General features: G+C 33.2%; 24 protein-coding genes. 8 read left to right on the forward strand and 16 right to left on the reverse strand.

Translation table 11 applies throughout. From position 1 onward, the window contains the following. From BLV84_RS03865 to mraZ, 5 genes are read right to left on the reverse strand one after another with little or no spacing between them, the layout of a single operon-like run. A complete protein-coding gene (locus BLV84_RS03865; protein WP_093239775.1) occupies window positions 1-1,467 on the reverse strand; it encodes a UDP-N-acetylmuramoyl-L-alanyl-D-glutamate--2,6-diaminopimelate ligase in 1,467 nt (488 codons plus the stop codon). Beyond that, window positions 1,464-3,428: a penicillin-binding protein gene (locus tag BLV84_RS03870; protein ID WP_093239779.1), complete on the reverse strand. Its 1,965-nt coding sequence runs from the start codon at window positions 3,426-3,428 to the stop codon at window positions 1,464-1,466. Before BLV84_RS03870 ends, BLV84_RS03865 begins: the two co-directional genes overlap by 4 nt. Then, a complete protein-coding gene (locus BLV84_RS03875; protein ID WP_093239782.1) occupies window positions 3,421-3,741 on the reverse strand; it encodes an FtsL-like putative cell division protein in 321 nt (106 codons plus the stop codon). The genes BLV84_RS03870 and BLV84_RS03875 overlap by 8 nt, the downstream gene beginning before the upstream one ends. A gap of 2 nt (window positions 3,742-3,743) precedes the next feature. After that, a complete protein-coding gene (rsmH, locus tag BLV84_RS03880) occupies window positions 3,744-4,649 on the reverse strand; it encodes a 16S rRNA (cytosine(1402)-N(4))-methyltransferase RsmH (RefSeq protein WP_093239786.1) in 906 nt (301 codons plus the stop codon). Next, entirely contained in the window at window positions 4,639-5,094 is a 456-nt protein-coding gene (mraZ, locus tag BLV84_RS03885; protein WP_093239789.1) for a division/cell wall cluster transcriptional repressor MraZ, read from the reverse strand. Before mraZ ends, rsmH begins: the two co-directional genes overlap by 11 nt. Window positions 5,095-5,369: 275 nt before the next feature. Between mraZ and BLV84_RS03890 the strand changes: the two genes are divergently transcribed. Together BLV84_RS03890 and yihA are read left to right on the forward strand one after the other, a co-directional pair. After that, window positions 5,370-6,134, forward strand: coding sequence for an alpha/beta fold hydrolase (locus BLV84_RS03890; protein WP_093239793.1), 765 nt, complete (start codon window positions 5,370-5,372; stop codon window positions 6,132-6,134). A gap of 11 nt (window positions 6,135-6,145) precedes the next feature. After that, entirely contained in the window at window positions 6,146-6,742 is a 597-nt protein-coding gene (gene yihA / locus BLV84_RS03895; protein ID WP_093239797.1) for a ribosome biogenesis GTP-binding protein YihA/YsxC, read from the forward strand. A 2-nt stretch (window positions 6,743-6,744) separates the two neighbouring features. Here yihA and BLV84_RS03900 read toward each other — a convergent pair whose 3' ends face one another. Continuing rightward, window positions 6,745-7,620 (reverse strand): diacylglycerol/lipid kinase family protein, encoded by an 876-nt coding sequence (locus BLV84_RS03900; protein WP_093239801.1) that lies wholly within the window; start codon window positions 7,618-7,620, stop codon window positions 6,745-6,747. A 67-nt stretch (window positions 7,621-7,687) separates the two neighbouring features. Between BLV84_RS03900 and BLV84_RS03905 the strand changes: the two genes are divergently transcribed. Next, window positions 7,688-8,656: an App1 family protein gene (locus tag BLV84_RS03905; RefSeq protein WP_093239806.1), complete on the forward strand. Its 969-nt coding sequence runs from the start codon at window positions 7,688-7,690 to the stop codon at window positions 8,654-8,656. Between the two features lie 47 nt (window positions 8,657-8,703). On the opposite strand, the gene gldC is transcribed toward BLV84_RS03905, so the two are convergent. Further along, window positions 8,704-9,039 carry a gliding motility protein GldC gene (gene gldC / locus BLV84_RS03910; RefSeq protein ID WP_093239810.1) on the reverse strand — a complete coding sequence of 112 codons (336 nt, stop codon included), beginning with the start codon at window positions 9,037-9,039 and terminating at the stop codon, window positions 8,704-8,706. Window positions 9,040-9,042: 3 nt separating this feature from the next. After that, a complete protein-coding gene (gene gldB / locus BLV84_RS03915; RefSeq protein WP_093239813.1) occupies window positions 9,043-10,017 on the reverse strand; it encodes a gliding motility lipoprotein GldB in 975 nt (324 codons plus the stop codon). A gap of 67 nt (window positions 10,018-10,084) precedes the next feature. Here gldB and nadE point away from each other — a divergent pair, with 67 nt between their 5' ends. Beyond that, on the forward strand, window positions 10,085-10,861 hold the full coding sequence (gene nadE, locus BLV84_RS03920) for an NAD(+) synthase (protein ID WP_093240027.1): 777 nt from the start codon (window positions 10,085-10,087) through the stop codon (window positions 10,859-10,861). On the opposite strand, the gene dnaG is transcribed toward nadE, so the two are convergent. Together dnaG and BLV84_RS03930 are read right to left on the reverse strand one after the other, a co-directional pair. Further along, entirely contained in the window at window positions 10,854-12,809 is a 1,956-nt protein-coding gene (dnaG, locus tag BLV84_RS03925; protein ID WP_093239818.1) for a DNA primase, read from the reverse strand. The two genes, nadE and dnaG, sit on opposite strands and share 8 nt — an antisense overlap. A gap of 8 nt (window positions 12,810-12,817) precedes the next feature. Then, window positions 12,818-13,795, reverse strand: coding sequence for a polyprenyl synthetase family protein (locus BLV84_RS03930; protein WP_093239822.1), 978 nt, complete (start codon window positions 13,793-13,795; stop codon window positions 12,818-12,820). Window positions 13,796-14,083: 288 nt separating this feature from the next. Between BLV84_RS03930 and BLV84_RS03935 the strand changes: the two genes are divergently transcribed. Continuing rightward, the gene (locus BLV84_RS03935; protein WP_093239827.1) at window positions 14,084-15,202 is read left to right on the forward strand and encodes a T9SS-dependent choice-of-anchor J family protein; all 1,119 of its coding nucleotides are present in this window, start codon (window positions 14,084-14,086) and stop codon (window positions 15,200-15,202) included. Between the two features lie 73 nt (window positions 15,203-15,275). On the opposite strand, the gene rlmN is transcribed toward BLV84_RS03935, so the two are convergent. The 3 genes from rlmN to BLV84_RS03950 all read right to left on the reverse strand — a co-directional run bounded on the left by rlmN (window position 15,276) and on the right by BLV84_RS03950 (window position 18,318). Further along, a complete protein-coding gene (gene rlmN, locus BLV84_RS03940) occupies window positions 15,276-16,316 on the reverse strand; it encodes a dual-specificity RNA methyltransferase RlmN (protein ID WP_093239831.1) in 1,041 nt (346 codons plus the stop codon). Window positions 16,317-16,357: 41 nt separating this feature from the next. Beyond that, on the reverse strand, window positions 16,358-17,209 hold the full coding sequence (locus BLV84_RS03945) for a hydroxymethylglutaryl-CoA lyase (RefSeq protein WP_093239834.1): 852 nt from the start codon (window positions 17,207-17,209) through the stop codon (window positions 16,358-16,360). 83 nt (window positions 17,210-17,292) lie between these two features. After that, window positions 17,293-18,318 carry a quinone-dependent dihydroorotate dehydrogenase gene (locus tag BLV84_RS03950; protein ID WP_093239837.1) on the reverse strand — a complete coding sequence of 342 codons (1,026 nt, stop codon included), beginning with the start codon at window positions 18,316-18,318 and terminating at the stop codon, window positions 17,293-17,295. A gap of 106 nt (window positions 18,319-18,424) precedes the next feature. Here BLV84_RS03950 and pepT point away from each other — a divergent pair, with 106 nt between their 5' ends. From pepT to BLV84_RS03965, 3 genes are read left to right on the forward strand one after another with little or no spacing between them, the layout of a single operon-like run. Further along, entirely contained in the window at window positions 18,425-19,669 is a 1,245-nt protein-coding gene (pepT, locus tag BLV84_RS03955) for a peptidase T (RefSeq protein WP_093239840.1), read from the forward strand. Further along, window positions 19,670-20,044, forward strand: coding sequence for a fluoride efflux transporter CrcB (crcB, locus tag BLV84_RS03960; RefSeq protein WP_317041003.1), 375 nt, complete (start codon window positions 19,670-19,672; stop codon window positions 20,042-20,044). Next, window positions 20,041-21,033 carry a hypothetical protein gene (locus tag BLV84_RS03965; protein WP_093239845.1) on the forward strand — a complete coding sequence of 331 codons (993 nt, stop codon included), beginning with the start codon at window positions 20,041-20,043 and terminating at the stop codon, window positions 21,031-21,033. Before crcB ends, BLV84_RS03965 begins: the two co-directional genes overlap by 4 nt. Here BLV84_RS03965 and BLV84_RS03970 read toward each other — a convergent pair. From BLV84_RS03970 to BLV84_RS03980, 3 genes are read right to left on the reverse strand one after another with little or no spacing between them, the layout of a single operon-like run. Further along, a complete protein-coding gene (locus tag BLV84_RS03970) occupies window positions 21,030-21,956 on the reverse strand; it encodes a 2-hydroxyacid dehydrogenase (RefSeq protein ID WP_093239849.1) in 927 nt (308 codons plus the stop codon). The genes BLV84_RS03965 and BLV84_RS03970 overlap by 4 nt on opposite strands. Window positions 21,957-21,965: 9 nt before the next feature. Then, window positions 21,966-22,589 carry a response regulator gene (locus BLV84_RS03975; protein WP_093239852.1) on the reverse strand — a complete coding sequence of 208 codons (624 nt, stop codon included), beginning with the start codon at window positions 22,587-22,589 and terminating at the stop codon, window positions 21,966-21,968. Further along, window positions 22,586-24,424, reverse strand: a complete 1,839-nt coding sequence (locus BLV84_RS03980; protein ID WP_093239857.1) for an ATP-binding protein — start codon at window positions 24,422-24,424, stop codon at window positions 22,586-22,588. Before BLV84_RS03980 ends, BLV84_RS03975 begins: the two co-directional genes overlap by 4 nt. Window positions 24,425-24,617 lie beyond the last annotated feature (193 nt).

The raw sequence follows: 24,617 nt of genomic DNA on the forward strand, positions 1-24,617 counted from the left end.
TTAAAGATTAAAAAGTTTAAAATTAGTTGTCACATGCTCAACATCATCAAAGTCATTTTTAACGCCATTGACATCTTGATAAGTTTCGTGTCCTTTTCCAGCAATAAGAATAATATCGTTTGCTTGAGCCATTTTACAAGCCGTTTTTATCGCCTGACCTCTGTCTGTTATTCTGATATATTTTGAAGTGTTTTGTGCTTCAACGCCAGCTTCAACATCATCGATTATTTCGTCTGGATTTTCAAAACGTGGATTGTCACTAGTAAATATCACTTGTGTGCTTAAACTCGTCGCGATATTTCCCATCACAGGACGTTTTGTTTTATCTCGATTTCCGCCACAACCAACAATTGTTGTGAGTGTTTCGTTATTTGTACGAATAGAATTGAGTGTTTTTAACACGTTTTCTAAAGCATCTGGTGTATGCGCATAATCAACAACGGCATGAACTTTCTTTTTAGGAGAAACAAGATGTTGAAAACGACCAGCTACTGGTTCTAATTTTGTTAATGCTTCAACAATTTCAAGTTCTGATAAATCAAACTGTGACGCAACTGCGTAAACTGCTAGAAGATTATAAACATTAAAATCTCCGATGAATCTCGACCAAACTTCAAGGCCATTTAATTCTAATTTTAAACCTTCAAAACTTTTTTCTAAAATTTTAGCCCTAAAATCTGCAATGGTTTTAATCCCATAGAAAACTTTTTTTGCAGAGGTGTTTTGTAAAATGAATTCACCATTTTTATCATCTTTATTACTGACCGCAACAGCAGTTTTTGGAAGTTGATCGAAAAGTCGTTTTTTGACATCGCGATATTCAGCAAATGAATGATGATAATCAAGGTGATCATGAGATAAATTCGTAAAAGCAGCGACATCAAAGTCTAAACCTAGAGTTCTTTTTTGATCGATTCCGTGTGAGCTCACTTCCATAAAACAATATTCAACACCAGCATCAACCATATCTCTCATGTGCTTATTGATTGTTAATGAATCAGGTGTTGTTAATGAAGTTGAAATAGATTTCTCATTAATTTTAATCACAACGGTTGAAATCAAACCCACTGGAAATCCAAGGTTTTGAAACAATTGATACATCAAACTCGTCGTTGTTGTTTTTCCGTTGGTTCCTGTCACACCGATTAATTTCAAAGACTTTGAAGGAGAATCGTAATAATGATTTGCCATATAAGCCAAAGCTTGACGAGAGTCATTCACCCTAACATAAGTCACATCATTCGAGATGTTTTTCGGCATTTCTTCACAAATTACTGCAGTCGCACCAAGCTCAACAGCTTTTTCTATAAAATCATGTCCATTTGCTTTCTCGCCATCAATTGCTACAAAACAATCATTGGTTTTGATTTCACGAGAATCAAAATGTATGGCATTGATGTCTTGATCTGTTCGACCGATAACTTCTTCAAGAGAAACTCTATATAATATGTCTTTTAATTGTTTCAACCTAAAATTAAATTTATTTGTGTTTGAGATTTGATTTTTGTTCCTGCTGAAATAGATTGCTTCACGACTTTCCCTTCGCCGATTAGCTTTACATTAAGACCATTATTTTCCAAAATAGAAATGGCATCCATTGCTGGCATTCCGACTAAATTTGGCATAATGGTTTTATACTTTCTAGCTATTTCATTGTAATTATCTGATGATTCTTCTTCTTTTAATGAAGCAAATTGAACTTTTTCAATTTCATCAACCAATGGCGTATCGGAATAAATTTTCTTAGCAATACTTTTAAAAACAGGTGCTGCTACTTTACTTCCATAATAACCTATTTTCGGATTTGGTTTATGAATGACGATAATGCATGAATATTTTGGTTCGTCTGCTGGGAAATAACCTGCAAAAGAAGAGATGTATTTCCCTGAACCCTTCCAGTATTCAGTTTGACATGTGCCAGTTTTGCCTGCCATTGAGAAAGCTTCTGAGTAAATTCCTTCAGCAGTTCCTCGCTCAACAGCATTTTGCAAAATATTTCTTGCTTGTTTAGCTGTTTCTTCGGAGCAAACACTTCCTGAAATAATTGGCTCTTCATAGCTTTCAATAATTCGATCACGATCTCTAACTGATTTAATAAATTTTGGTTTGACCAACATTCCATCATTTGCAATGGCATTATAAAAAGTTAATGTTTGTAAAGCCGTCAGCGAAACACCATATCCAAAAGACATCCACGGTAGAGTTGTTCCATACCAATTTGCATCATCAGGATGTGGTATATGCGGGTGTCCTTCTCCTTTTATTTGCAAACCTATTTTCTCATCTAATCCCATCATTTTTAAACGATTAGAGAATTGCTCTGGTTTGTCTTTATAATTGTTATAAATCATTTTTGCAAAAGCCGTGTTTGAAGATAACTCCAAAGCACGAGCAACAGAAATTTCACCATAACCACCCAAACGTGAATCTGTGACCACACGATCAAAATATTTAATACGCCCTTTTTCAGTGTCAATAACAGTGCTCGTGTCAACAACTTTATCCTCTAAAGCTGCAACTAAACTCATTAATTTAAAAGTTGAGCCTGGTTCATGCGTTTCGTAAACAGCGTAATTTCTTTTTTCATAATATTTACCGAACTCTTTGCTCATCCCTAGGTTGGCGATCGCCTTTATTTCACCAGTTTTGGTTTCCATCACAATAGCAGTTCCGTGATCAGCTTCAAAAGCTTCAAGTTGTTTCAGCAAAGCATGATGTGTAATATCTTGAATGTTCACATCAATTGTCGTAACAACATCAAGACCATCAACTGGTTCTATTTGATTTATATCTGTAATAGGTTTCCATTGACCTTTTGCTATTTTCTGTTTTAAACGTTGCCCTTTTTCTCCTTGTAAATAATCTTCAAAAGCACCTTCTAAGCCAACATTATTGTAGCCAACAGTTCTTTTTCCAACTTTCCCAAGTGGATATTCACGTACTGTAGATTGCTCAGCGATAAATCCGCCTTTATAGGCACCGAGATTAAACATCGGTAAGCTTTTCACTTTTAAATACGCAGAATAATCAAGGTTTTTTGCAATAAAAACGTAACGGTTATTGAGCTGACGTGCCTTCTTGAACTTTACTTGATAATGATTTGAAGAACGAGGAAAAATTTCTGCTAAACCATCTGCTAAAGGTTTAAGATATTTTTTGAAATCAGCATCTGAAACAGAAATTGGATCAAAACGGATTTCATACTTTGTGACAGAAGTTGCTAACAGATTCATTTTTGAATCATAAACATTACCGCGATTTGGATCAATTGTAAAAGTGCGATATACTGTACTTTGGGCTAAGTCTTCATATTTATCACCTTCGACAAATTGAATTGTAAAAAGCTTATAAACGATCAGCACTGCCACTGCAAAAAATACAGCAAGAACAATGAAATAACGTTTGATTATGTGCTTTTCTTTATTCATCTTCTGACTTAACGACAATTTTGTAAGCTGGTTTAAGCGACGTGTAAATTCCCCTTTCACTCATCATATCAGCTATATTTGACTCCATTTTCAAACGCATCAAGCGTTTTCTTGTATCAACAAATTCACTTCTTAATTCTTGCAATTCTTGATTGAGCTCTGCAACTTCATAAACTTTCTGTTCTGCTTGATGAGAACTCGCAATCATGATCATTGCTAAAACAGTGATATACACAATAAAAACCCATGTTTTCAATGAATCTTTACTGGTTAAAAAATCTCCTTTTAAAAAAGAAAAAAAACCATCTTGCATACTTATACTTTTTCTGCAATACGAAGCTTTGCGCTTCTTGCTCGATTATTTTCTAAAATTTCGTTTTCTTGAGGAACAATTAATTTCCCCACCTTTTTAAGAGGTGCTAAATTATTACCATAAAAATCTTTTTGAACCTGACCGGAAAAGTTTCCATCTCTTATAAAACGCTTAACCAACCTATCTTCTAATGAATGATATGTGATACAACTCAAGCGACCTCCTTGAGATAAAACATCTGGAGTTTGCTCAAGAAATTCTTCAAGCGCCAGCATTTCTTGATTGACTTCAATGCGAATGCCTTGATATATTTGTGCTAAAAATTTATTTATTTTCGTTTTTGGTAACAGAGGCTCAACAATTGAATTGAGCTGCGTTGTCGTTTGTATTTTTTCATTTTGTCTAGCTTGAGAAATAACACGAGCCAATTTATGCGCCATTTTTAATTCGCTATAGCGTCTGAAAACACGTGTCAACTCTTCTTCCTCATATTCATTAATAAGTTCAGTAGCGCTCAATTCTGCATTTTGATTCATTCTCATATCAAGACTTCCTTCAAAACGGGTTGAAAAACCTCTTTCTGCTTTATCGAATTGATGAGAAGACACACCAAAATCAGCTAAAATCCCATCAACTTTTTTGACTTTATAAAATTTCAAAAAACGATTGATATGTCTAAAATTCGCTTCAATTAATTCAAATCTAGGATCATCTATTTTATTCAAAACAGCATCTTGATCTTGATCAAAAGCATATAATTTTCCCTCATCACCTAAGCGTGATAAAATTTCACGTGAATGTCCGCCACCTCCAAAAGTAACATCAACGTAAACGCCATCTGGCTTAATCGCCAAAGCATCGATTGATTCTTTAAGCAAAACTGGTATGTGATATGCTTTATTCGTCATCTTGATCTCCCATTACTTCTTCTGCTAATTCAGCAAAATCATCAACATCGTTTAATACTTTTTCATAATTTTCTTTATCCCAAATCTCGATCATTTCACCGGCTGAAGACAAAACGACTTCTTTTTGAAGCTCTGCAAAAGCTGATAAATCTTTTGGAACTAAAATTCTAGAGTTAGCATCCGCCTCTATCAACTTCACGCCAGCGGTAAATTTTCTAACAAAATCGTTGTTTTTCTTTTTAAATTTATTCAAGCGGTTAATTTTGCCCATCAACTTGTCCCATTCCTGCATTGGATAAATTTCTACGCAGTTTTGAAATACAGATCGCTTAAGCACCAAGCCGTCATCAACAACATTTGCTAACTGCTTTTTGAGTGCTGATGGCAATGTGAGTCGACCTTTAGCGTCGATTTTACATTCATATGTTCCTATAAAGTTGAGCATTGCTAAAAATTACATTTCAAATATATTGAAAAATTTCCCACATTTACCCACTTTTCACCACATTGTTGATAAGTTTTTACACAAGTCCATTTCTTAAAATTTGAAAAGCAAAGAATAGCGCAGCATTTCAAAGATTTGAAGTCAACTCATTGATAATGAATTTGTTTTCATTTAAAAATACATTAGCCTTAGAGAAATAATTTGAATTGAATTTAAAATCATAACAAGGCTTTTATAAATATCATTATATTTGAGAATTCAAAGAACCGGATTTAATGGAACAACATATACAGCAAGACGGTAAGTTTAAATTTTTTGAATATGGCGAAGGTCAACCACTAGTCATTCTTCATGGATTAATGGGTGGATTGAGTAACTTCGATGGTGTCATGAGTTTTTTTCCCGAAAAGGGTTATAAAGTTGTCATACCTGAACTTCCGTTGTACGACTTACCTCTTCTTAAAACAAACATTAAAGTTATCACCAAATTCATTAAAGAATTTATTGAGAAACGCGATTATGGACAAGTCATTTTAATTGGTAATTCCTTGGGCGGACATATTGGTTTACTCACAACCAAACTTTATCCCGAATTAGTCAAAGCACTTGTTATTACTGGGAGTTCCGGTCTTTATGAAAGTGCCATGGGTGAAAGCTACCCTAAACGTGGTAACTATGAATACATCAAAGAAAAGGCTGAAAATGTCTTTTACGATCCTGAAGTTGCGACTAAAGAAATTGTTGATGATGTTTATGAAACGGTCAATGATAGATCTAAATTAGTCAGAACTTTAGCGATTGCAAAAAGTGCAATCCGTCACAATATGTCGAAAGATTTACCAGAGATGACAACGCCAACTTGCATTATCTGGGGAAAACAAGATAATGTAACTCCACCAAATGTGGCTGAAGATTTTAACAAATTACTTCCAGATTCTGAATTACATTGGATTGACAAATGCGGTCACGCTGCTATGATGGAGCATCCAAATGAATTTAATGAAGTGCTATACACTTGGCTTAAAAAGAGAAATCTTTAAAAATTAATTTTATGTTGATCAAATCTGCAAAATTCGTTGAAAGCAACAGTGATGTGCTTAAATGCCCAAAATCTTCTTTACCTGAATATGCTTTTATCGGTCGAAGTAATGTTGGAAAATCTTCCTTAATCAACATGCTGACTAACCATAAAAATTTAGCAAAGGTTTCTGGGAAACCAGGAAAGACAAGATTGATTAATCATTTCTTAATTAATGACAATTGGCATCTTGTCGATCTTCCAGGTTACGGTTATGCAAAAGTGAGCAAGAAGGAAAAACGAACTTTTCAAAAATACATCACAGCATATTTTGAAAAAAGGCCTCAACTGGTCAACACATTTGTTTTAGTCGATATTCGACATGAAGTTCAGCCAATTGATCTTGATTTTATGATTTGGTTAGGCGAAAGCACAATTCCTTTTTCTATTATTTTCACAAAAGCTGACAAGTTAAAATCAACTCAAATCGAAAAAAATGTCGCTGCTTATTCTGCGAAATTGCTGGAGACTTGGGCTGAAATGCCACCTTACTTCATCACTTCTTCAGCTCACAAAATTGGACGTGATGATATTTTAGATTACATCAACAATATCAACAAAAGTTTATAGTTTTAAGGGATAAGAATCGGCAATTTTCTCGTTGAGAGCTTAACTGAGACTTTTTCTTTTTCACCGCAATATTCTCCATCTATCTGAAATGATACAGGTTGATGACAAAAAACTTCTACTTCCTTAACAGGGAAAATCTCAACAATGTTTGGATCAAATTCGATTTCATTTGAAAGCGTTTTTAAAATTTCTTTGACATCAAAATCTTTAAAAATTAAAACTTCAAAAATACCATCATCCATTTTTGCATTTGGATTGACAACAGCACCTGTTCCATATTTTTGAGCATTGGAAAAAGCCAGAAAAACACCACTTCTTTTAATTTCCTTATCATTATATTTAATAGTAAAATCAAAAGGATATCTGCTTTCCCATAAAGTAGGAAGCGATTGTAATAAATATCCCATTTTACCACGAATGGCTGATGCTTCATAATTTTTGATCAATTCAGCATTAAGTCCAAAATCACTGATATGTAAACAAATTTCATCTTCAATTTTCAACATATCTATTGATATTTTATTTCCACCCAAAGCAATATCAATTTGAGAATTCAAATTATCAGGAATATTAAGATTCACAGACAGTCCGTTAGCGGAACCTGTGGGAAATAAGGCGACTGCCGTAGTCTCATCCTTCAAAACCTCAGCAAGCATTTTTAAAGTTCCGTCTCCACCTAAAACAAAGATGCGATCAAACTTTTGTCTGTCGAGAATTTTCACTATTTCAGCATGATCATTTTCTCCTGTGGTTTTATAAATTTCAAAAGCTATATTTTTTTCATTTAAAACACTGACAATTCTGTCAACAATATCTGTTTTGTCAATGTTTCCTGAAATTGGATTGACGATTATTAAAACTTTTTGTAAATTTTCCATTGTGGCGTCTTTCAGTTCATAAAATTAATTAATTTAAAGCAACAGAATCACATTAAAACATCAAAATTTGAAACTCGATCTCAAACTTTATCGCGGCTATGCAAATAACAATGAAATTAAAGTTTATGGACATGTTTTTAAGTCTTGGGCGCCTGATAAATTTCGCCTAGACAGAAAGGGAATCAAGCACGCTTTTTCTGTCATACATATGTTTAGGATAAAACCTTTAAAAAACATTGAGATTGATTTTAAATTTCAAAATTTGACAGCACAAGCTGTAACTCGAGAAGATGGTTACTTTGAATTTAATGTCCCTTACGATGGCGATCTAAAAAGTGGCTGGCACACCTATGAAGTCAGTTGCAAAATCAAAAAAATTGGTATTGTCGAAAAAGGAGAATTCCTAAAACCTTATGAATCTGAATATGCAATTATTTCAGATATAGATGATACTTTTTTAATATCACACAGCAATAGTTTCTTAAAAAAACTATATGTGATGTTATCTAAAAACGTCAATAAACGAAAGATTTTTGATGATGTTGTTGACCATTATAAAGCTTTAAGTCAGGCAGGTCAAGAATCTAAAAAAGCATCTAATTCATTTTTCTATGTTTCCAGCAGTGAGTGGAATTTATATGCATTTATTGAAAATTTTGCACAATTACATGAATTACCAAAAGCTGTTATTCAACTCAAAAAAATAAAAAAAGGAATTACTGACTTCTTGATGACTGGTCGAGGTCAGCACAATCATAAATTGGAAAAAATCAAAGACATCATTTCATTTTACCCTGAAATTTCTTATGTTTTACTAGGTGATGATTCTCAAAAAGATCCTTTTATTTATGAAAAAATTTGTCAAACTTATCCAAATCGTATAAAGGCGATTTATATAAGGCAAGTTGGAAGTAATCAAAAAAAAGAGGTCGTTTCAACTTTAAAGAAAATTGAAAACCAAGATGTTGAAGTCTGTTATTTTAAAGAAAGTTCAAAAGCGATTGAACATTCTAGGAAACATAAAATTATCACTTAAAATAAGCTGATCTCATCTTTAATTGCAGACAAGATCAGCATTTGAAACTATTCTTTCTTCAACTCTAATTTTTCAGCAAAGTAATCACAGAAATCGTGGAAAGTTGCTGTCATTTTCTCATCATCTGTTGCACGCTGAAAGGTGTTAGCCATACTGACTAAGGTTTGATGAAAAAACTTCTGCATCTCATCAACAGGCATATCTTTCGTCCATAAATCAATACGTAAAGTTTCTTGCGCTTTATGATCCCAGATTGACAACATTGCTGCTTTTGCTTCAGCGTTTTCTATGCCGCCATCTTTTGCAGACCATCTAATTTTTTCTGGAACTTTATTCTCATCTGTTTCTAGATTGATATTGATATCAGCTTTTCTTTTTGACATTTCTTAAGGTTTATAATTCGCTTTATTAAAAATTTCTATCGCTTTCATTTGTAACATTTCGGCTGGTGACACCTCAGGGTTTTCCTTCATAAAATCACGTACAATCTGCCACCCTATATATTGACCAATTCTTGGTGAAGATTCATTATCAACACCTAAATAAAATTTTGAAAAAGGTGCCAAATTGATAAATCTTTCATTTAGATCAGTCTTTGTGGAATAGATCATTTCTTGCTCTACAAAATGTTGCCAAGTTTGTTTTTCATTATTTTTCGCCCAATTCATTTGATCTTCAGTATAATGAATTTTCACAGCATCAGACTCAAAAGGAATCGTAATATCTTTAAAATACAATAATTTACCATAGTAAATCATTTTTGAAATAAATTGACGCGAATCTGCCTTTGGGGTTAGCGATTCAGCATAAGTTAGAGCGATGTCTGATAACATATATTTCTTGTCTTGATATTGACTGATATATGTTTCAAAATCCATGTAAAATTTATGATCTTTTCCTAAATAATTATCTAGAGACACAAACAATAAAGTGTCAACAACAACTGCTTTATTTTTGTAATCAACACTTTCAGCCAAAGTCAGAACAGTGGGTTTATTCACTTGAGGGAAATAATGCTTAACATATTTAAAAAAACGCTCGATATCTTTCTTTTCTTCTGAAAAACTCTCAAAAGCCTCAGCTACTTCACTGTTAATTTCATTCTGTAAACTATCATTCATTTTATCAATCCATAAGCTATCTTGAACATTAGGATTAAAAAAATAAGGATATTCCTTTTTAAGTTCAGGTAAATCTGAAGCCTCTGCATTAGCAAAAGTACGATCAAATCTATCGATTTTTATGTCGATATTTTGCGCTTCAACTTCTTTTAAAATTTTTGAATCCTCTTGATTTGAACATGATGTCATCAAAAATACAAATCCACTCAAAAAGAAAGTAATTCTAACCAATTGCTTCATCAAAATTTATTTGGTTTTGATATATTTGACTGCAAATGTAATTATAATAAATCTTAATCGAGAAGGCATGCAATCTGAAAAAATCATAAACTTTATCAAAAATTGGCTTACAGATTATGTAGAAAAAGCACATCAAAAAGGTTTTGTCGTTGGTATCTCTGGCGGAATTGATTCAGCAGTGGTCTCAACTTTATGTGCCATTACAGGAAAACCGACCTTATGTGTTGAAATGCCAATCCATCAAGATAAAAATCAGGTTGATCGCGCTCAAAAACATATCGATTTTTTAAAAAATAAATATAAAAATGTCAGTTCGGTTGCTGTTGATTTAACTTCTACTTTTGAAACCTTTAAAAATGAAACACCTCCAACAGATTCGCCTCAGCTTGATTTAAGCTTAGCCAATACAAGAGCTCGACTACGCATGACATGTTTATATTATTTTGCAGGACTTGGTAAACAACTGGTTGTTGGAACCGGAAATAAAGTTGAAGATTTTGGTGTTGGTTTTTTTACTAAATATGGTGACGGCGGCGTTGATATTAGTCCGATTGCTGACTTAATGAAGTCTGAAGTTTTTGCATTAGCGAAAAAACTTGAAGTTATCGATGATATCCAAAAAGCTCAACCAACAGATGGTTTATTTGGAGACGAAAGAAGCGATGAAGATCAATTGGGCGCGACTTACGATGAACTTGAATGGGCAATGACTTTTAAAGGAGATGTTACTCAACTTAGCAAAAGACAAACTGAAGTTTTAGAAATATTTCAGCGTTTAAACAAGCAAAACCAACACAAAGTAACGCCAATTCCTATTTGTGAAATTCCTGAGAATCTTAAATAATACGATTTAATTTTCTGGCAATTAGAACTTCAAGTTGCTTGTACTCCATCGTTTCTTGTAAAATCTCCATACGCTGATCATCATCAGCATTTTGGATTTCTTTCAGCATTTCTTCTACTTTTTGATGGATAAGAATACGTCTTAAATTAAGGATGGTTTCTGTCACTTCTGAAGGCTCGAGTTCATTTCTATCTTTAACAAAAATGTTCTGACTTTCCCATTTATGAATATCGTATTTATCAAATTGCATCACAACAGAGGTTGCTTCACTTGCTAATTCAGGGTTAAGCTTATTAATAAACGAAGAAATTTCAAATTTTTCTTGTGTTGACAAATTATCAATTAGTTTTTGATATAAATCTTTGAAAACATCATCAGTAAATTCAACTTCATCACTTTGAAGATCCATATAAATCTTCTCATAAACCTTATGTTCAGTCGAAATAGGTTTTAAAACTTCATTCCCTGTTTCATCAAAGTCAATTTCAAAATCTTCAAAATTCGCAGAATGAGAACCATATTTGAAAAGTAAACCGATAATAATACGTTCCAACTCTTTTTGCGGATCAACTTTTGGCAACTCAATGTCTTTAACTTTAGAGAGTTTTTCTGGCTGTTTCTGCTGTTGTTTATTCTTATTTTTAGATTGACGATTCAGCATCTGATCTAAAGTGCTAAAGAGAATCCCTTCAGACACTTTCATAATATCAGCACAGCTTTTGATGTATAATTCCTGCTTAATAGGATCAGGAATTTTAGCGATACTTTCAACAATATCGCGAGTCAGTTCTGAAGTTTTAACAGGATCGTTCTGTGCTTCTTTAGCTAAAAGAGAAGCTTTATACTGAATAAAATCTTGCGCATTATTTTTTAAAAAATCAGAAACCTCTTCAAAAGTATTTTTTCTAGCAAAACTATCGGGATCTTCACCTTCTGGAAAGCTACAAATTTTGACATTCATGTCTTGTTCCAAAATCAAATCAACCCCACGCAAAGAAGCACGCTGACCAGCGGCATCACCATCAAAAAGCACAGTGATATTTGAAGTTAAACGTTTGATGAGTCTGATTTGATCTGGCGTTAAAGCCGTTCCTGATGATGACACTACATTTTTCAGACCGCTTTGGTTAAACTGAATAACATCAGTATAACCTTCAACTAACAAACAATTATCATTTTTAGCTATCGCTTGCTTGGCTTGGTATAGACCATAAAGAATTTTACTTTTATGGTAAATCTCGCTTTCTGGTGAGTTAAGATATTTAGCCGTTTTTTTGGATTGATCTAAAATACGCCCTCCAAAACCGAGCACACGCCCCGACATGGAATGAATCGGAAAAATAACGCGACCACGAAAAGCATCATAAGTGCGCTCACCACTTTTTTTGGTTAAACCTGTTGATAAAAGATAATCGAGTTGGTACTTTTCTTTCTGCGCACGGTCGGTTAATGCAGACCAATTTTCAGGTGAATACCCAAGTTCAAATTTCTTGATGGTTTCATTTGTAAAACCACGTTCTTTAAAATAGCTTAAACCAACAGATTTCCCCTCATCAGTTTTGAAAAGTTGCTTAACAAAAAAGTCACGTGCAAAAGCCGAAACCGCAAACATACTTTCTTTAACCGAAGCTTTTTCTTTTTCTTCATCTGTCTGTTCGGTCTCTTCAATTTCAATACCATATTTTTTGGCTAAATATCTGATGGCTTCAGGATAAGAATAATGCTCGTGCTCCATGATGAAGCTTATCGCATTTCCGCCTTTACCTGATGAAAAGTCTTTCCAGATTTGCTTCACTGGCGATACCATAAAACTCGGTGTGCGTTCATCAGAAAAAGGACTCAAACCTTTAAAATTGGAGCCTGCTTTTTTGAGCTGAACAAAATCACCGATCACCTCTTCTACCCTTGCAGCATCAAATACTTTATCTATTGTTGCTTTTGATATCAATTCAAATTTTATTTTTCGCGATTAATCACATAATCGACCATTAATAATAAAGAAGCTTTATAATCAGATTCAGGATATTTATTTAAATATCGAAGTGCTTCATCTTTATAGGCATGCATCTTTTGTTTTGCATAATCAAGACCTCCTGAATCTTTGACATATTGAATCACTTCTTGAACACGTTTAGAATCCTTATTATGGTTTTTAACAGAATTGATCAACCACTTTTTATCTTTTTTTGAAGCTTGATTTAAAGCATATATTAAAGGTAAAGTCATTTTTTGCTCCTTAATATCTATACCTGTTGGTTTGCCAATTTTCTGCTGACCATAATCAAACAAATCATCTTTTATTTGAAAAGCCATCCCGATTAACTCGCCAAACTTTCGCATATCTTCAACATCTCGTGAATTAGGCTTAACGGCAGCAGCCCCCAAACTACAGCAAGCCGCAATTAGTGTTGCTGTTTTCTGACGAATGATATCATAATAAACATCTTCAGTAATGTCAAGTCGTCTTGCTTTTTCAATTTGTAAAAGTTCGCCTTCACTCATCTCACGAACAGCAACTGAAATAATTTTCAACAAATCAAAATCATCATTATCAATTGAAAGCAGTAAGCCTTTTGATAATAAATAATCACCAACAAGCACAGCAATTTTATTTTTCCACAAAGCGTTTATTGAGAAAAAACCTCGACGTTGGTTGCTATCATCCACAACATCATCATGAACTAAAGTTGCGGTATGAATAAGTTCAATAACGGAGGCACCGCGATATGTGCGATCGTTGACCTCACCTTTTGAAACCATTTTAGCCACAAGAAAAACAAACATCGGTCGCATTTGTTTTCCTTTACGATTCACAATAAAGTGCGTGATTTTATTAAGCAGCGCAACCCTTGAAGACATAAAAAGCGAAAACTTTTTCTCGAAAAGTTCCATTTCATGCGCAATGGGTTCCTTAATTTTATAAACAATTTTCATAAGTCAAAAATAGCAAAGTAAATATAAATTTCATTCATAAAAGAAGCTAAGAATAATAAAAGAAGCTAAGAATAATTTAAGAATAGAACTCGTTATTTTATTATGGCAACTTAATTATTCTGGATAAGAAAACTTTTTATCATCACTCTAAACCTCCTCTAGAGTTCAAGCATGGCATACATTCTCTTAAAAAACAACAATCTTATTACTTTTTAACGAATAATTGTTTGGACTTTTTATGATTTATTATATCTTCACACCTGATTTAATAACTTAAAATAAATTAACATGAAAAAAATTACTTTATTACTGATGATGTTTGTAGCATCATTGAGTTTAAATGCACAAGTTTTCTCTGAAGACTTTCAAAGTGAAACAACAATTCCAGCTACTTGGAATATAATCACTTCACATGCTAACCCTGATTCGAATTGGTCTCTTTTTGTAGACCCTCAATCTGGAGACCAATACGCAAATATTTTATATTCAGACATAGATCCTATGGACGAGTGGTTAATAACTCCTTCAATTGATATGACTAGCTTAAGCGACGCAGTATTAACAGTTGACTTATTAATGAGTAACACTTGGATGATTACTGAAGCTGGTGCTGATTTATTTATTAAGGTATCTACTGACGGTGGAACAACTTGGACTGATGAATGGGTTGAAGAAGATTACGCAGGCACAATCGCTGATTTTGAGTGGTTTACACTTAACCTTCCTCTAACTAGTTATGTTAATGAAACAGATGTTAAAATTGCTTTTAATTATGTAGGTAATGATGGAGCTCAGGTTTCTATTGATAATGTAATCGTTCAAGCTCCTGCTTCTGCTGCTCCAATGGCTGCAATCAATCCAGATCCTGCTGATGGTGCAACAGTAAACCTTTTTGATACTGGAGAAACTGGTACAACAGGTCAACCTCTTTTAGCTTATGAATTTAGTTTTGAATTACCTGCAGGTTCTGAAGCTGCTTCAAGTTATACTTTTGATCTTGGCGATGATGCGACTGTTGCATTATTTAATACAACTTTGTCAAGCCCTGGAATAACTTTACAAGGTCTCGCTATGAATTCCACTTATTATTGGAGAATTACAAGTACTAATACAGCAGGCTCTACCATAGGTTCTGTATGGTCTTTTACTACTTCTGGAACTTTAGGTTTAGAGGATATCAAAGCTGAAAAAGTTCTTGAGCATTTTGTAAACAACAACACTTTAACAATCAATGCTGAAAATGCAATTGATCAAGTTGAAATTTACAATATGTTAGGTCAATCAGTGAAAACTGTAAATCCAGCACAAAATAGTGCTAATGTTGATTTAGGTGATTTAAACTCAGGTATGTTTATCTCTAAAGTGACTATTGAAGGAAAAACTCAAACTTTCAAGTTTGTTAAATAATCTAAGTTTTTCTTAGAATAACAAAACCCAGAACTTTCGTTCTGGGTTTTCTTTTTTTCAAAGTATTTTAAATTTAATGCTTGTTAGCTAATTGTCCGCAAGCAGCATCAATATCTTTACCTCTTGAGTGTCTTAAAGTTACTGTTATTCTGTTTGCTTCAAGTGCATTTTTATATTTCGCAACAGCATCATCTGAAGCTTGTTGAAAATGTCCATCATCAATCGGATTGTACTCTATCAAATTAACTTTACAAGGAATGTGTCTGCAAAATTCAATTAATGCACGAATGTCTTGATGAGTATCGTTAATACCTTCCCACACGATGTATTCGTAAGTGACAGGTTTGTTTGTTTTCTCGTACCAATAAATTAAAGCATCACGTAAATCTTCTAAAGGAAATCTTTCGTTAAAAGGCATAATTTGACTCCTAACTTCATTTCTTGCTGAATGCAATGAAACAGCTAAATTGAATTTCACTTCATCATCTGCCAATTTTATAATCATTTTCGGAACACCTGAAGTTGATAAAGTAATTCGCCTTGGTGACATTCCTAAACCTTCAGGTGATGTGATTTTCTCTATAGATTTGAGAACATTGTTATAATTCATCAAAGGTTCGCCCATTCCCATATACACGATATTTGACAAAGGCATATCGTTATACAGACGGCTTTCTCTGTCAATAGCGACAACTTGGTCATAAATTTCATCGGCGTTCAGATTTCGCAAACGCTTTAATTGTGCTGTTGCACAAAATTTACAATCTAAACTACAACCTACTTGTGAAGAAACACAAGCTGTTGTTCGGGAATAAGTCGGAATCAAAACAGATTCAACCGTAAAGCCATCATGAAGTTTGACAGCATTTTTGATGGTTCCATCAGAACTGCGCTGCATGGTATCAACTTCGATGTTATTAATCACGAAGTTTTCCTGAAGCATTTCACGCGTTTGTTTTGAGATATTTGTCATATCATCAAAATCATAACAAGCTTTTTGCCACAGCCACTCATAAACTTGAGTGCCACGAAATGATTTATCTCCCTGAGCCACAAAGAAATCTTGAAGTTCTTTTTTACTTAACGCGCGTATATCTTTCTTAGAATTTTTCACACTGCAAAGGTAAAGAGAAAAAATGAGCTGACTCAATCTTATCAGAAAACCTGCATCGACTGATTATAAGCCGCCTCAAAACTCGTCATTTTGATATTGGTATCAACTTTATGCTGCGTGAAATAAGAAAGCATTTTTTCGGTTGGCATATTTCCTGTCAGCTTATCTTTTGCCATCGGGCAACCACCAAAACCTTTAATCGCGCCATCAAAACGGCGACAACCTGCTTTATAAGCAGCATCAATTTTGTCGTGCCAAGCTGATGGTGTTGTATGCAAATGTGCGCCAAACTCAATTTTAGGATATTGAGGAATCAAATTTGAAAAGAGATATTCTATCGTTTCCCGATCAGAAGTACCCACAGTGTCAGAAAGTGATAAAATCTCGACACCGAGTTGAGCAAGTTTCTCTGTCCACTCAGCAACAATATCAACATTCCATGGATCTCCATAAGGATTTCCAAAACCCATTGATAAATAAGCCACAACTTTTTTATCATGTCGATGTGCAACTTCAATAATAGATTTAAGAACCTCAACAGATTCTGCTATGGTTTTATGTGTGTTTCGCATCTGGAAATTCTCAGAAATTGAAAAAGGATAACCCAAATAATCAATTTCGTCAAACTGACAAGCATCTTGAGCGCCACGTAAATTCGCAACAATTGCTAACAATTGACTTTGTGTTCGGCTTAAATCTAATTGACCTAAAACTTCAGCCGTATCTCGCATCTGTGGAATCGCTTTGGGCGAAACAAAACTTCCAAAATCAATGGTATCAAAACCACAATTCAACAAAGACTGTATGTATTTTGTTTTTTTATCTGTAGAAATAAAATTTTTGATGCCTTGCATAGCATCACGTGGGCATTCGATTATCTTCACTGATTCCATGCCTCAAAGATAAGATTTTGCTGTATTTAATAAAGCTTTCAGTTAAATAAGTCCTTATTACTTTATGAATACAAAATCATAATTTAGGATTCTCTTTGTTGAAGAACAGCCTCATTAATGTCTTTTATAAGCTGAGGCCCTTTATAAATAAAACCAGTGTAAAGCTGAACTAAACTTGCACCTGCTTTAAATTTTTCCATTGCATCATCAGCGGTCATAATTCCGCCAACACCAATAATTGGAAACTTAGTTTGGCTATTTTCTTTCAAAAATTTTATTACTTCAGTTGAACGCTTTGTCAGTGGTTTCCCACTCAATCCACCCATTTCATCTTTATCAGAAGAAGTTAAACCTTCACGACTAATTGTTGTATTCGTTGCAATCACGCCAGCTATTTTTGTAGTTTCAACGATTGAAATAATATCTAAAAGCTGATCATCTGTTAAGTCTGGCGCAATTTTTAATAAAATCGGTTTCTGCTTTTCTTTCGCTTTATTAAGCTTTTGTAAATGCAAAAGTAACTTTGTGAGTGGCTCTTTATCTTGTAAAGCTCTTAAGTTAGGCGTATTTGGTGAACTTACATTCACAACAAAATAATCAACAACATCAAACAAAGCTTGAAAACAAATCGCATAATCATTGAGTGCTTCTTCATTGGCTGTTATTTTATTTTTACCAATATTTCCGCCAATAATCACATCTTTATTGTCTTTCAATCTTCTGACAGTCGCTTCAACTCCTTCATTATTAAAACCCATTCTATTGATAATCGCCTCATCTTCTTTAAGCCTAAATAAGCGTTTTTTTGGATTTCCATCTTGAGGTTTTGGCGTGACGGTTCCGATTTCTATAAAACCAAAGCCAAGACTTGACAGCTCTTTATAAAGTTTTGCATCTTTATCAAAGCCAGCAGCTAAACCAACAGGGTTTGGAAATTTAATACCAAAAACTTCAGTTTCTAACTTTTCAGATTTGACTTGATATTTTTTAAAAAATAAAGAATTGAAGCCAGGGATATTATGAAACTGGCGTAAAGTCTTGAAAGTAAAATGATGCACTTTTTCAGGATCAAACTGAAAAAGAAGTGGTTTAAGAAGAGAATTATACACGAGCCAATGTTTTTGCAAAAATAACTTAATAATAAGATTTCTCAATTGAATTTGAACAGAAAAGGAAAAATAAATTGCTTATTTTTGAACATCAAAAAATAATAACATGCTGAATAATAAAGAGATTTTAGAACGATTTTTAACCTACGTCAAAATCGATACAGAAAGTGATCCAAATTCCAATGAAACACCAAGTACAGAAAAACAATGGGATTTAGCGAATTTACTAAAAAAAGAGCTTGAGGAAATTGGGATGAGTGATGTCAGTATTGATGAAAATGCATACGTGATGGCAACTTTGCCTTCTAATTGTGATCATGATATTCCTGCCATTGGTTTTGTTTCACACTTTGATACCTCTCCTGATTATACAGGTAAAAATGTCAACCCGCAAATTCATGAAAATTATGATGGGAAAGACATCGTTCTAAATCAAGAAAAAAATATTGTTTTGTCTCCAAGTTATTTTGACGATTTAAGAAGATATATCGGAAATACAATTATCACGACAGATGGCACAACGCTACTCGGTGCTGATGATAAGGCTGGTATTACAGAAATCATGTCTGCAATGGAGTACTTATTAAGAAATCCAGATATCAAACATGGAGACATTAAAGTTTGCTTTACACCTGATGAAGAAATCGGTCGTGGTGCGCATAAATTTGATGTCAAGAAGTTTGGCGCTGAATATGCATACACAATGGATGGTAGTGAAATTGGGGAATTGGAATACGAAAATTTTAATGCAGCTTCTGCTAAAGTCACAGTCAATGGTCGTATTGTACATCCTGGTTATGCCAAAGGAAAAATGATCAACTCCATGTATTTGGCTCAGAAATTCATCGATAGTTTACCAAAAGGTGAAGTTCCTGAAAAAACTGAAGGTTACGAAGGTTTCTTTCATTTAACAGCGATTAATGGTGAAGTTGAAGAAACGAAACTCAACTATATCATCCGTGATCATGACAAAGATAAATACGAGGCTCGTAAACAATTGATGGAAGATATTGTGAGAAATCTTAATGAAGAATATGGGCAAAATACTTTCGAAATTAAGATTGAAGATCAATATTTTAACATGAAAGAAAAAGTAGAACCTGTTAAACATATCGTTGATATTGCTGAAGAAGCGATGAAAGCTTTAGATATTGAACCTATCATCAAACCGATTCGTGGTGGCACTGATGGCGCTCAATTAAGCTATATGGGATTACCATGCCCTAACATTTTTGCTGGAGGACATAACTTCCACGGTAAATTTGAATATGTTCCTTTAGAAAACATGGTAAAAGCGACTGAAGTGATTATCAAAATCGCTGAATTGACAGCAGAAAAAAGTAAATCATAGATGATTAAAAACCTCGCATTAGTCTTTATAGGTGGAGGTTTAGGAAGTATTTGTCGATACCTTATCGGCAAATACTTTTCTCAATTTAAGTGGGTTGATTTTAATTTAGGTACACTGACAGTTAACATTGTTGGTAGTTTTCTTATCGGACTTTTTATAGGCTACTTTTTAAAAGATGAAAGTCAAAATCAAGATTTGTATCTTTTAACTGCAGTCGGCTTTTGCGGCGGCTTTACAACATTCTCTAGCTTTAGCGTCGATCAATTAAATCTTCTTAAAAACGGCGCATATCAAAGTTTTTTCATTTATCTTATACTGAGTTTAGTTTTAGGACTTACAGCAACATTCCTTGGTTTATTAATGACGAAAGCATGAAAAAAGCACTTTATATTTTGCTTGCCATTATCCTGATTTTTTTAGGATTTTATTTATTTGTTCATTTTCAGAAAATAGAAACGAAAGCTTATGTCAGTCATGAGTTTGAAGTTCCTGAGGAAATTGTTACTCAAAAATTAAATAACTTTGACTCATTTAGAAAAAATTGGCCTGTTGCAACAAAAACAGATTCGGTTAATATTGTTTTGAACTCAAATAAATCAAGTTACAGTAGTATTGAATTACTACCATCACAAAATAATTTCCCTGATCAAATTCATTTCAAAAATTGGATCAGCAATCAGTATGTCAATTTAGATTGGACAGTTTCTAAGAACAAAAATAAATCAACTTCTGTAACCCTTAAAATTGACACGCAAGTCGACTTTTTTGATAAACTGAATCAATTGATCAATAAGGAAACAGCCATTAAAATTGCTAAAAAACAATTTACTAAAGGTCTTGAGAATTTAGAGAAAAGTATCATTAAAGAAATGCAATCATTTGACGTCAAGCCTTTAGAAAACAAAAGCTTATCTGGTGGATTCTTGTTAAAATCCCCAATGCAAAGAAGTTCAGATTTGAATGCTGCCGTGAACAATGCAAATTCAATTTTTAAAGATTTCAATCAAGCAGAAAAAGAAATCAATGTGACATTAGATTGCATCTTAATCAACAAAATTAGCTCTGATGAAGTTCAATATCAAGTAGCACAAATTCATTTAATTGAACCTGAATTGTCTCACGATTTAATCAATGCGGGTTACAATATTTCTCGCATCGAAAATCAAAATTACACACGGCATCGCTTATTAGGAAATTATTCAAATATCGATAAACTATGGTATGAAAGTTTTCAAAGCATCAATCAATCTAATTCAGAAGTTTTAAACGAATTACCAATCATATATATGTTATCGAAAGATAACCAAAGAGAAATCAATCCTTCGAAATGGCATTCTGAGTTATGGATTCCTATCGACAATTAATATTTCTTGGAGCGATCAACTTGATTTTTTAAATCTTTTCCGTTTTTCATATTTTCAATATTCTCATAAATTTGATTAACAACAGATTGTGGATCCGTCATACTTGCGACGTGAGGTGTCACTAAAACTTTAGGATGCGACCAATAAGGTGAATTTTTGGGTAAAGGTTCTTCATCAAAAACATCTAAAATAGCACTTGATAAATGCTCTTCATCGAGCAATTTCAGCAAATCATCATCAACAACATGTGGCCCGCGTGCAAGGTTAATTATCTTTGCGCCTTGAGGTAGCTTTTTAAGGTTTTCATAATTTAAAACACCTTCTGTTTCTTCAGTTAACGGTAATAGGCAAATCAAAATATCGAGTTGTGACATAAATTCATCAAACTCATTTTCTGTAAAACTTCTAAAGGCTTTATTCTCTTTCTTTGATTTTGACCATCCTAAAACTTGAAAGTCATTTTGATTTAATTTTTCAGCGACAGCTTGTCCTAAAACACCCATTCCTAAAATACCAACTTTTGTTTCTTGTGGTTGTCGGTAAGCTTTTATTTGCCAATTTTTCTCTTGTTGCTGCGCTATATGAAAATTATAATTTCTGATATGAAACAGGGTATTCAACAAAGCAAAATCAGCCATATCGCGTGTCAGGTTTTCATCGACAATTCTTGTGATTTTCACATCATCAGGAATCGTTTGATCCTTCAAAACGTGATGAACTCCTGCTCCCATCGATGCAATGACTTTTAAGTTGGGATAGTTCTTATAAATCCCCTCTGGATGACGCCAAGAAATGGCAAACTCAATATCATCAGGATTTTCAACTTCAGGATAAACCTGAATATCTAAATCCGGATTTTTTTCATTAAAAGCCTTGAACCAAGGTTTTGAATCGCGATGTTGACAAACAAGTAATATTGACATATTGTTATTTTAAGAAAAGTTATATTTATTTTCAACTGCATATTTCAGCAGCTCATTCTTACCCTTTAATTTTAATTTTGCAGCCATATTTTTTCGGTGTGTATAAACAGTCGAAATTGCACAATTTTGAACATCGGCAATCTCTTCAGAAGTTTTACCATTTGCGATTAGGCCAAGAATTTTCTGTTCTGTTGAAGATAATAATGAGTTAGGTATGAACTCTGTTGCTTGTTTTAAATCACGAGAAATATCTTTATCATAAAACGTATTTCCAGCAACGATTTTATGAATCGCTAAGACTAAAACATCAAGCGAAGAAGTTTTAAGAACGTAAGCATCAGCGCCAGCATCAGAGGCCTTTTTGACCGCTTCAGGTTGATCGAACATAGAGAAAACAATGACTTTGATTTCAGGAAAATTCTCTTTTATTTTTTGAGTTAACGCAAAACCATCCATATCCGGCATTTTCAGATCGGTAATAACAACATCAATTTTATTGTTTTCTAAAAGTTTAAGCATCTCGACTCCATTATGAGCCGCACCGATAAATTCAAAATTCGGTGTGTTCTCAAGAAGCATTTTAACGCCATCAATCAATGCTTGGTGGTCATCTGCAAAAGCGATCTTAATCATAATTTTACATCTAAAATAATCGTGGTTCCTCTATTAATTCGTGTATCTATCTGCATATCTCCTTTCAAACTTTCCAACCTTTTTTTGATACTTGACAATCCCATTCCGTTATTTTCTATTTTTTCAACATCAAAACCAACACCGTCATCTTCTACGATAATATTTAAACTACCATCATAAAAATTGACATGGATTTCAACATTTTGAGCCTTAGCATGTTTAACAACATTCGCTAATAATTCTTGTAAAATTCTAAACAAACCAACTTCAAGATGCTGTGGTATTTTTTGATTTGTATTAAAGCTATGAATTTTAAATTTGATTTCATGAAGATCTTCTATTTGTTGACATAAATCTTTCAGCGCTACAAAAAAGATTTTATCAGCAATCATTTCAGAGTTTTTGTAATGTGAAAGTCCACGGATATCTTTATAAGTTGACCTCAGTAATTCATAAGTTTTCGCAAAAACTTCTGCATCTTTAGTGTTTGACATTTTTTGTTTTAAAACTTCAAAATATGCGCTGATTGAAGCTAAGTTTGCTCCAACATGGTCATGTAAATCACTAGCTATTTGCTGACGCTCTTTTTCTTGACCTTCAAGTAAAGCATCAATTGCTTTTAATTCTTGTTCTTTTAACTTTTTCTCAGTCCTATTAATTTTCAATTGACTTTTTTGTTGTTTAATCAATTGTTGTCTTTTAAAATTTTGATAATACAAGAATGAAAGAAGTAGTAAAACAGCGGAAATTCCAAAAGTTGAATAAATAACTATTCGATTTTGTTCATTCTTTTGAGTGAGAATCAAATTTTCTTTTTCCTTCTTATCAGCCTGAAATCGTGTTAAGTTAATATTCTGCTTTTGAGCATTAAGACTATCTAAATAATTCATTGATTTTTCTAAATACACATAAGCCGAATCTGGTTTTTTTAAGGCCATAAAATCTTCGGCCATCAACTCGTAAACATAAGCACTCAAGTCATGATCAATACTTTTATTGCTTTGCTTGATCGTCATTTTAGCATAATTAATTGCTTTACTGTGATTGCCTTGAATTCGCTCTAATTCAGCCAAATTATGATATGCTAAACGAATTTTATTCTGCAAACCTAATTTACGATTAATCCTAATGCCTTTATTATAATAATATTTTGCTGAATCTTTATCAAAAATATAATCCGTGTAATACATGCCTTTATAAGTATGAAGAATACCTAGTGTAAAAGGATTTTTATCTTGACTATTGTAGTCGTAGGCCTTATTTAAATGGGTTAAAAAATCTTGATAAGTTGTATCAACTTCAATGCTATTAAAAGCTTTTTCTATTTCTAAAAAGCATAATTGATTCAGGTTGTCTAATTTTTTAGCGTTTTCAGCGTAAGCCTCGAGGTATTTAGGTTGAGATTTGCTGTAAAAAGTCGGGTCGAACATTGTGTAATAAATGTCCAAATTCAAATCATTATAGCGTAATTTATCGCCGATATCAAGATAACGTTTTTGGGCTTTTTGATAATGTTTAAATGCTAAGTCAAAATTACTGTTGTGATCATAGGCTTTCCCAAGAAAATGATGGTAATACGCTAAATTTTTGTTACTAAGCTGAAGCGTATCAATGCTTAAAAGAATTTCAAAAGATTTCTCTAACTTCTTTTGAACAGTATAATAATTAGCAGTCACAAGCTGATCTTCAATACCTGAAAGTTCATTTTCGTTAAAAACAATTTGTTCAATTGAGTCTAATTGTGCACGTTTAAAAAAGCGATCCAGAGATTTATTTTGTGCGAAAGAAAAATGTACCCAGAATATGAGTAAGAGAATTAACTTGTATTTTGACATTTTGGAGCGGGGTTTGCCCAAAAATATGAAATCTACAAACTAATACAAAAAGATATAATTAATTATGAAGCACAAACTTCATTAAGAAAAGAATTATCAGGAAAACAAAAAAAGCATAAATTACATATCTTGAATTTTTATAATGAATCGCTCGTAGCGCTTTGTCTTTTCGGTACATAAAGAAAATGACGAT

It is taken from the genome of Psychroflexus halocasei, from assembly GCF_900107595.1.
Classification (GTDB): Bacteria; Bacteroidota; Bacteroidia; order Flavobacteriales; family Flavobacteriaceae; genus Psychroflexus; species Psychroflexus halocasei.

Coding starts and splice junctions, on each gene's coding strand:
- gldB (WP_093239813.1), bottom strand. CDS start 10,017: ATGAAGCAATTGGTTAGAATTACTTTCTTTTTGAGTGGATTTGTATTT.
- BLV84_RS03900 (WP_093239801.1), bottom strand. CDS start 7,620: ATGGAAAATTTACAAAAAGTTTTAATAATCGTCAATCCAATTTCAGGA.
- yihA (WP_093239797.1), top strand. CDS start 6,146: ATGTTGATCAAATCTGCAAAATTCGTTGAAAGCAACAGTGATGTGCTT.
- crcB (WP_317041003.1), top strand. CDS start 19,670: ATGATTAAAAACCTCGCATTAGTCTTTATAGGTGGAGGTTTAGGAAGT.
- rsmH (WP_093239786.1), bottom strand. CDS start 4,649: ATGACGAATAAAGCATATCACATACCAGTTTTGCTTAAAGAATCAATC.
- nadE (WP_093240027.1), top strand. CDS start 10,085: ATGCAATCTGAAAAAATCATAAACTTTATCAAAAATTGGCTTACAGAT.
- BLV84_RS03930 (WP_093239822.1), bottom strand. CDS start 13,795: ATGAAAATTGTTTATAAAATTAAGGAACCCATTGCGCATGAAATGGAA.
- pepT (WP_093239840.1), top strand. CDS start 18,425: ATGCTGAATAATAAAGAGATTTTAGAACGATTTTTAACCTACGTCAAA.
- BLV84_RS03935 (WP_093239827.1), top strand. CDS start 14,084: ATGAAAAAAATTACTTTATTACTGATGATGTTTGTAGCATCATTGAGT.
- mraZ (WP_093239789.1), bottom strand. CDS start 5,094: ATGCTCAACTTTATAGGAACATATGAATGTAAAATCGACGCTAAAGGT.
- BLV84_RS03975 (WP_093239852.1), bottom strand. CDS start 22,589: ATGATTAAGATCGCTTTTGCAGATGACCACCAAGCATTGATTGATGGC.
- BLV84_RS03875 (WP_093239782.1), bottom strand. CDS start 3,741: ATGCAAGATGGTTTTTTTTCTTTTTTAAAAGGAGATTTTTTAACCAGT.
- BLV84_RS03965 (WP_093239845.1), top strand. CDS start 20,041: ATGAAAAAAGCACTTTATATTTTGCTTGCCATTATCCTGATTTTTTTA.
- BLV84_RS03870 (WP_093239779.1), bottom strand. CDS start 3,428: ATGAATAAAGAAAAGCACATAATCAAACGTTATTTCATTGTTCTTGCT.
- BLV84_RS03980 (WP_093239857.1), bottom strand. CDS start 24,424: ATGTCAAAATACAAGTTAATTCTCTTACTCATATTCTGGGTACATTTT.
- BLV84_RS03970 (WP_093239849.1), bottom strand. CDS start 21,956: ATGTCAATATTACTTGTTTGTCAACATCGCGATTCAAAACCTTGGTTC.
- gldC (WP_093239810.1), bottom strand. CDS start 9,039: ATGTCAAAAAGAAAAGCTGATATCAATATCAATCTAGAAACAGATGAG.
- BLV84_RS03890 (WP_093239793.1), top strand. CDS start 5,370: ATGGAACAACATATACAGCAAGACGGTAAGTTTAAATTTTTTGAATAT.
- BLV84_RS03945 (WP_093239834.1), bottom strand. CDS start 17,209: ATGGAATCAGTGAAGATAATCGAATGCCCACGTGATGCTATGCAAGGC.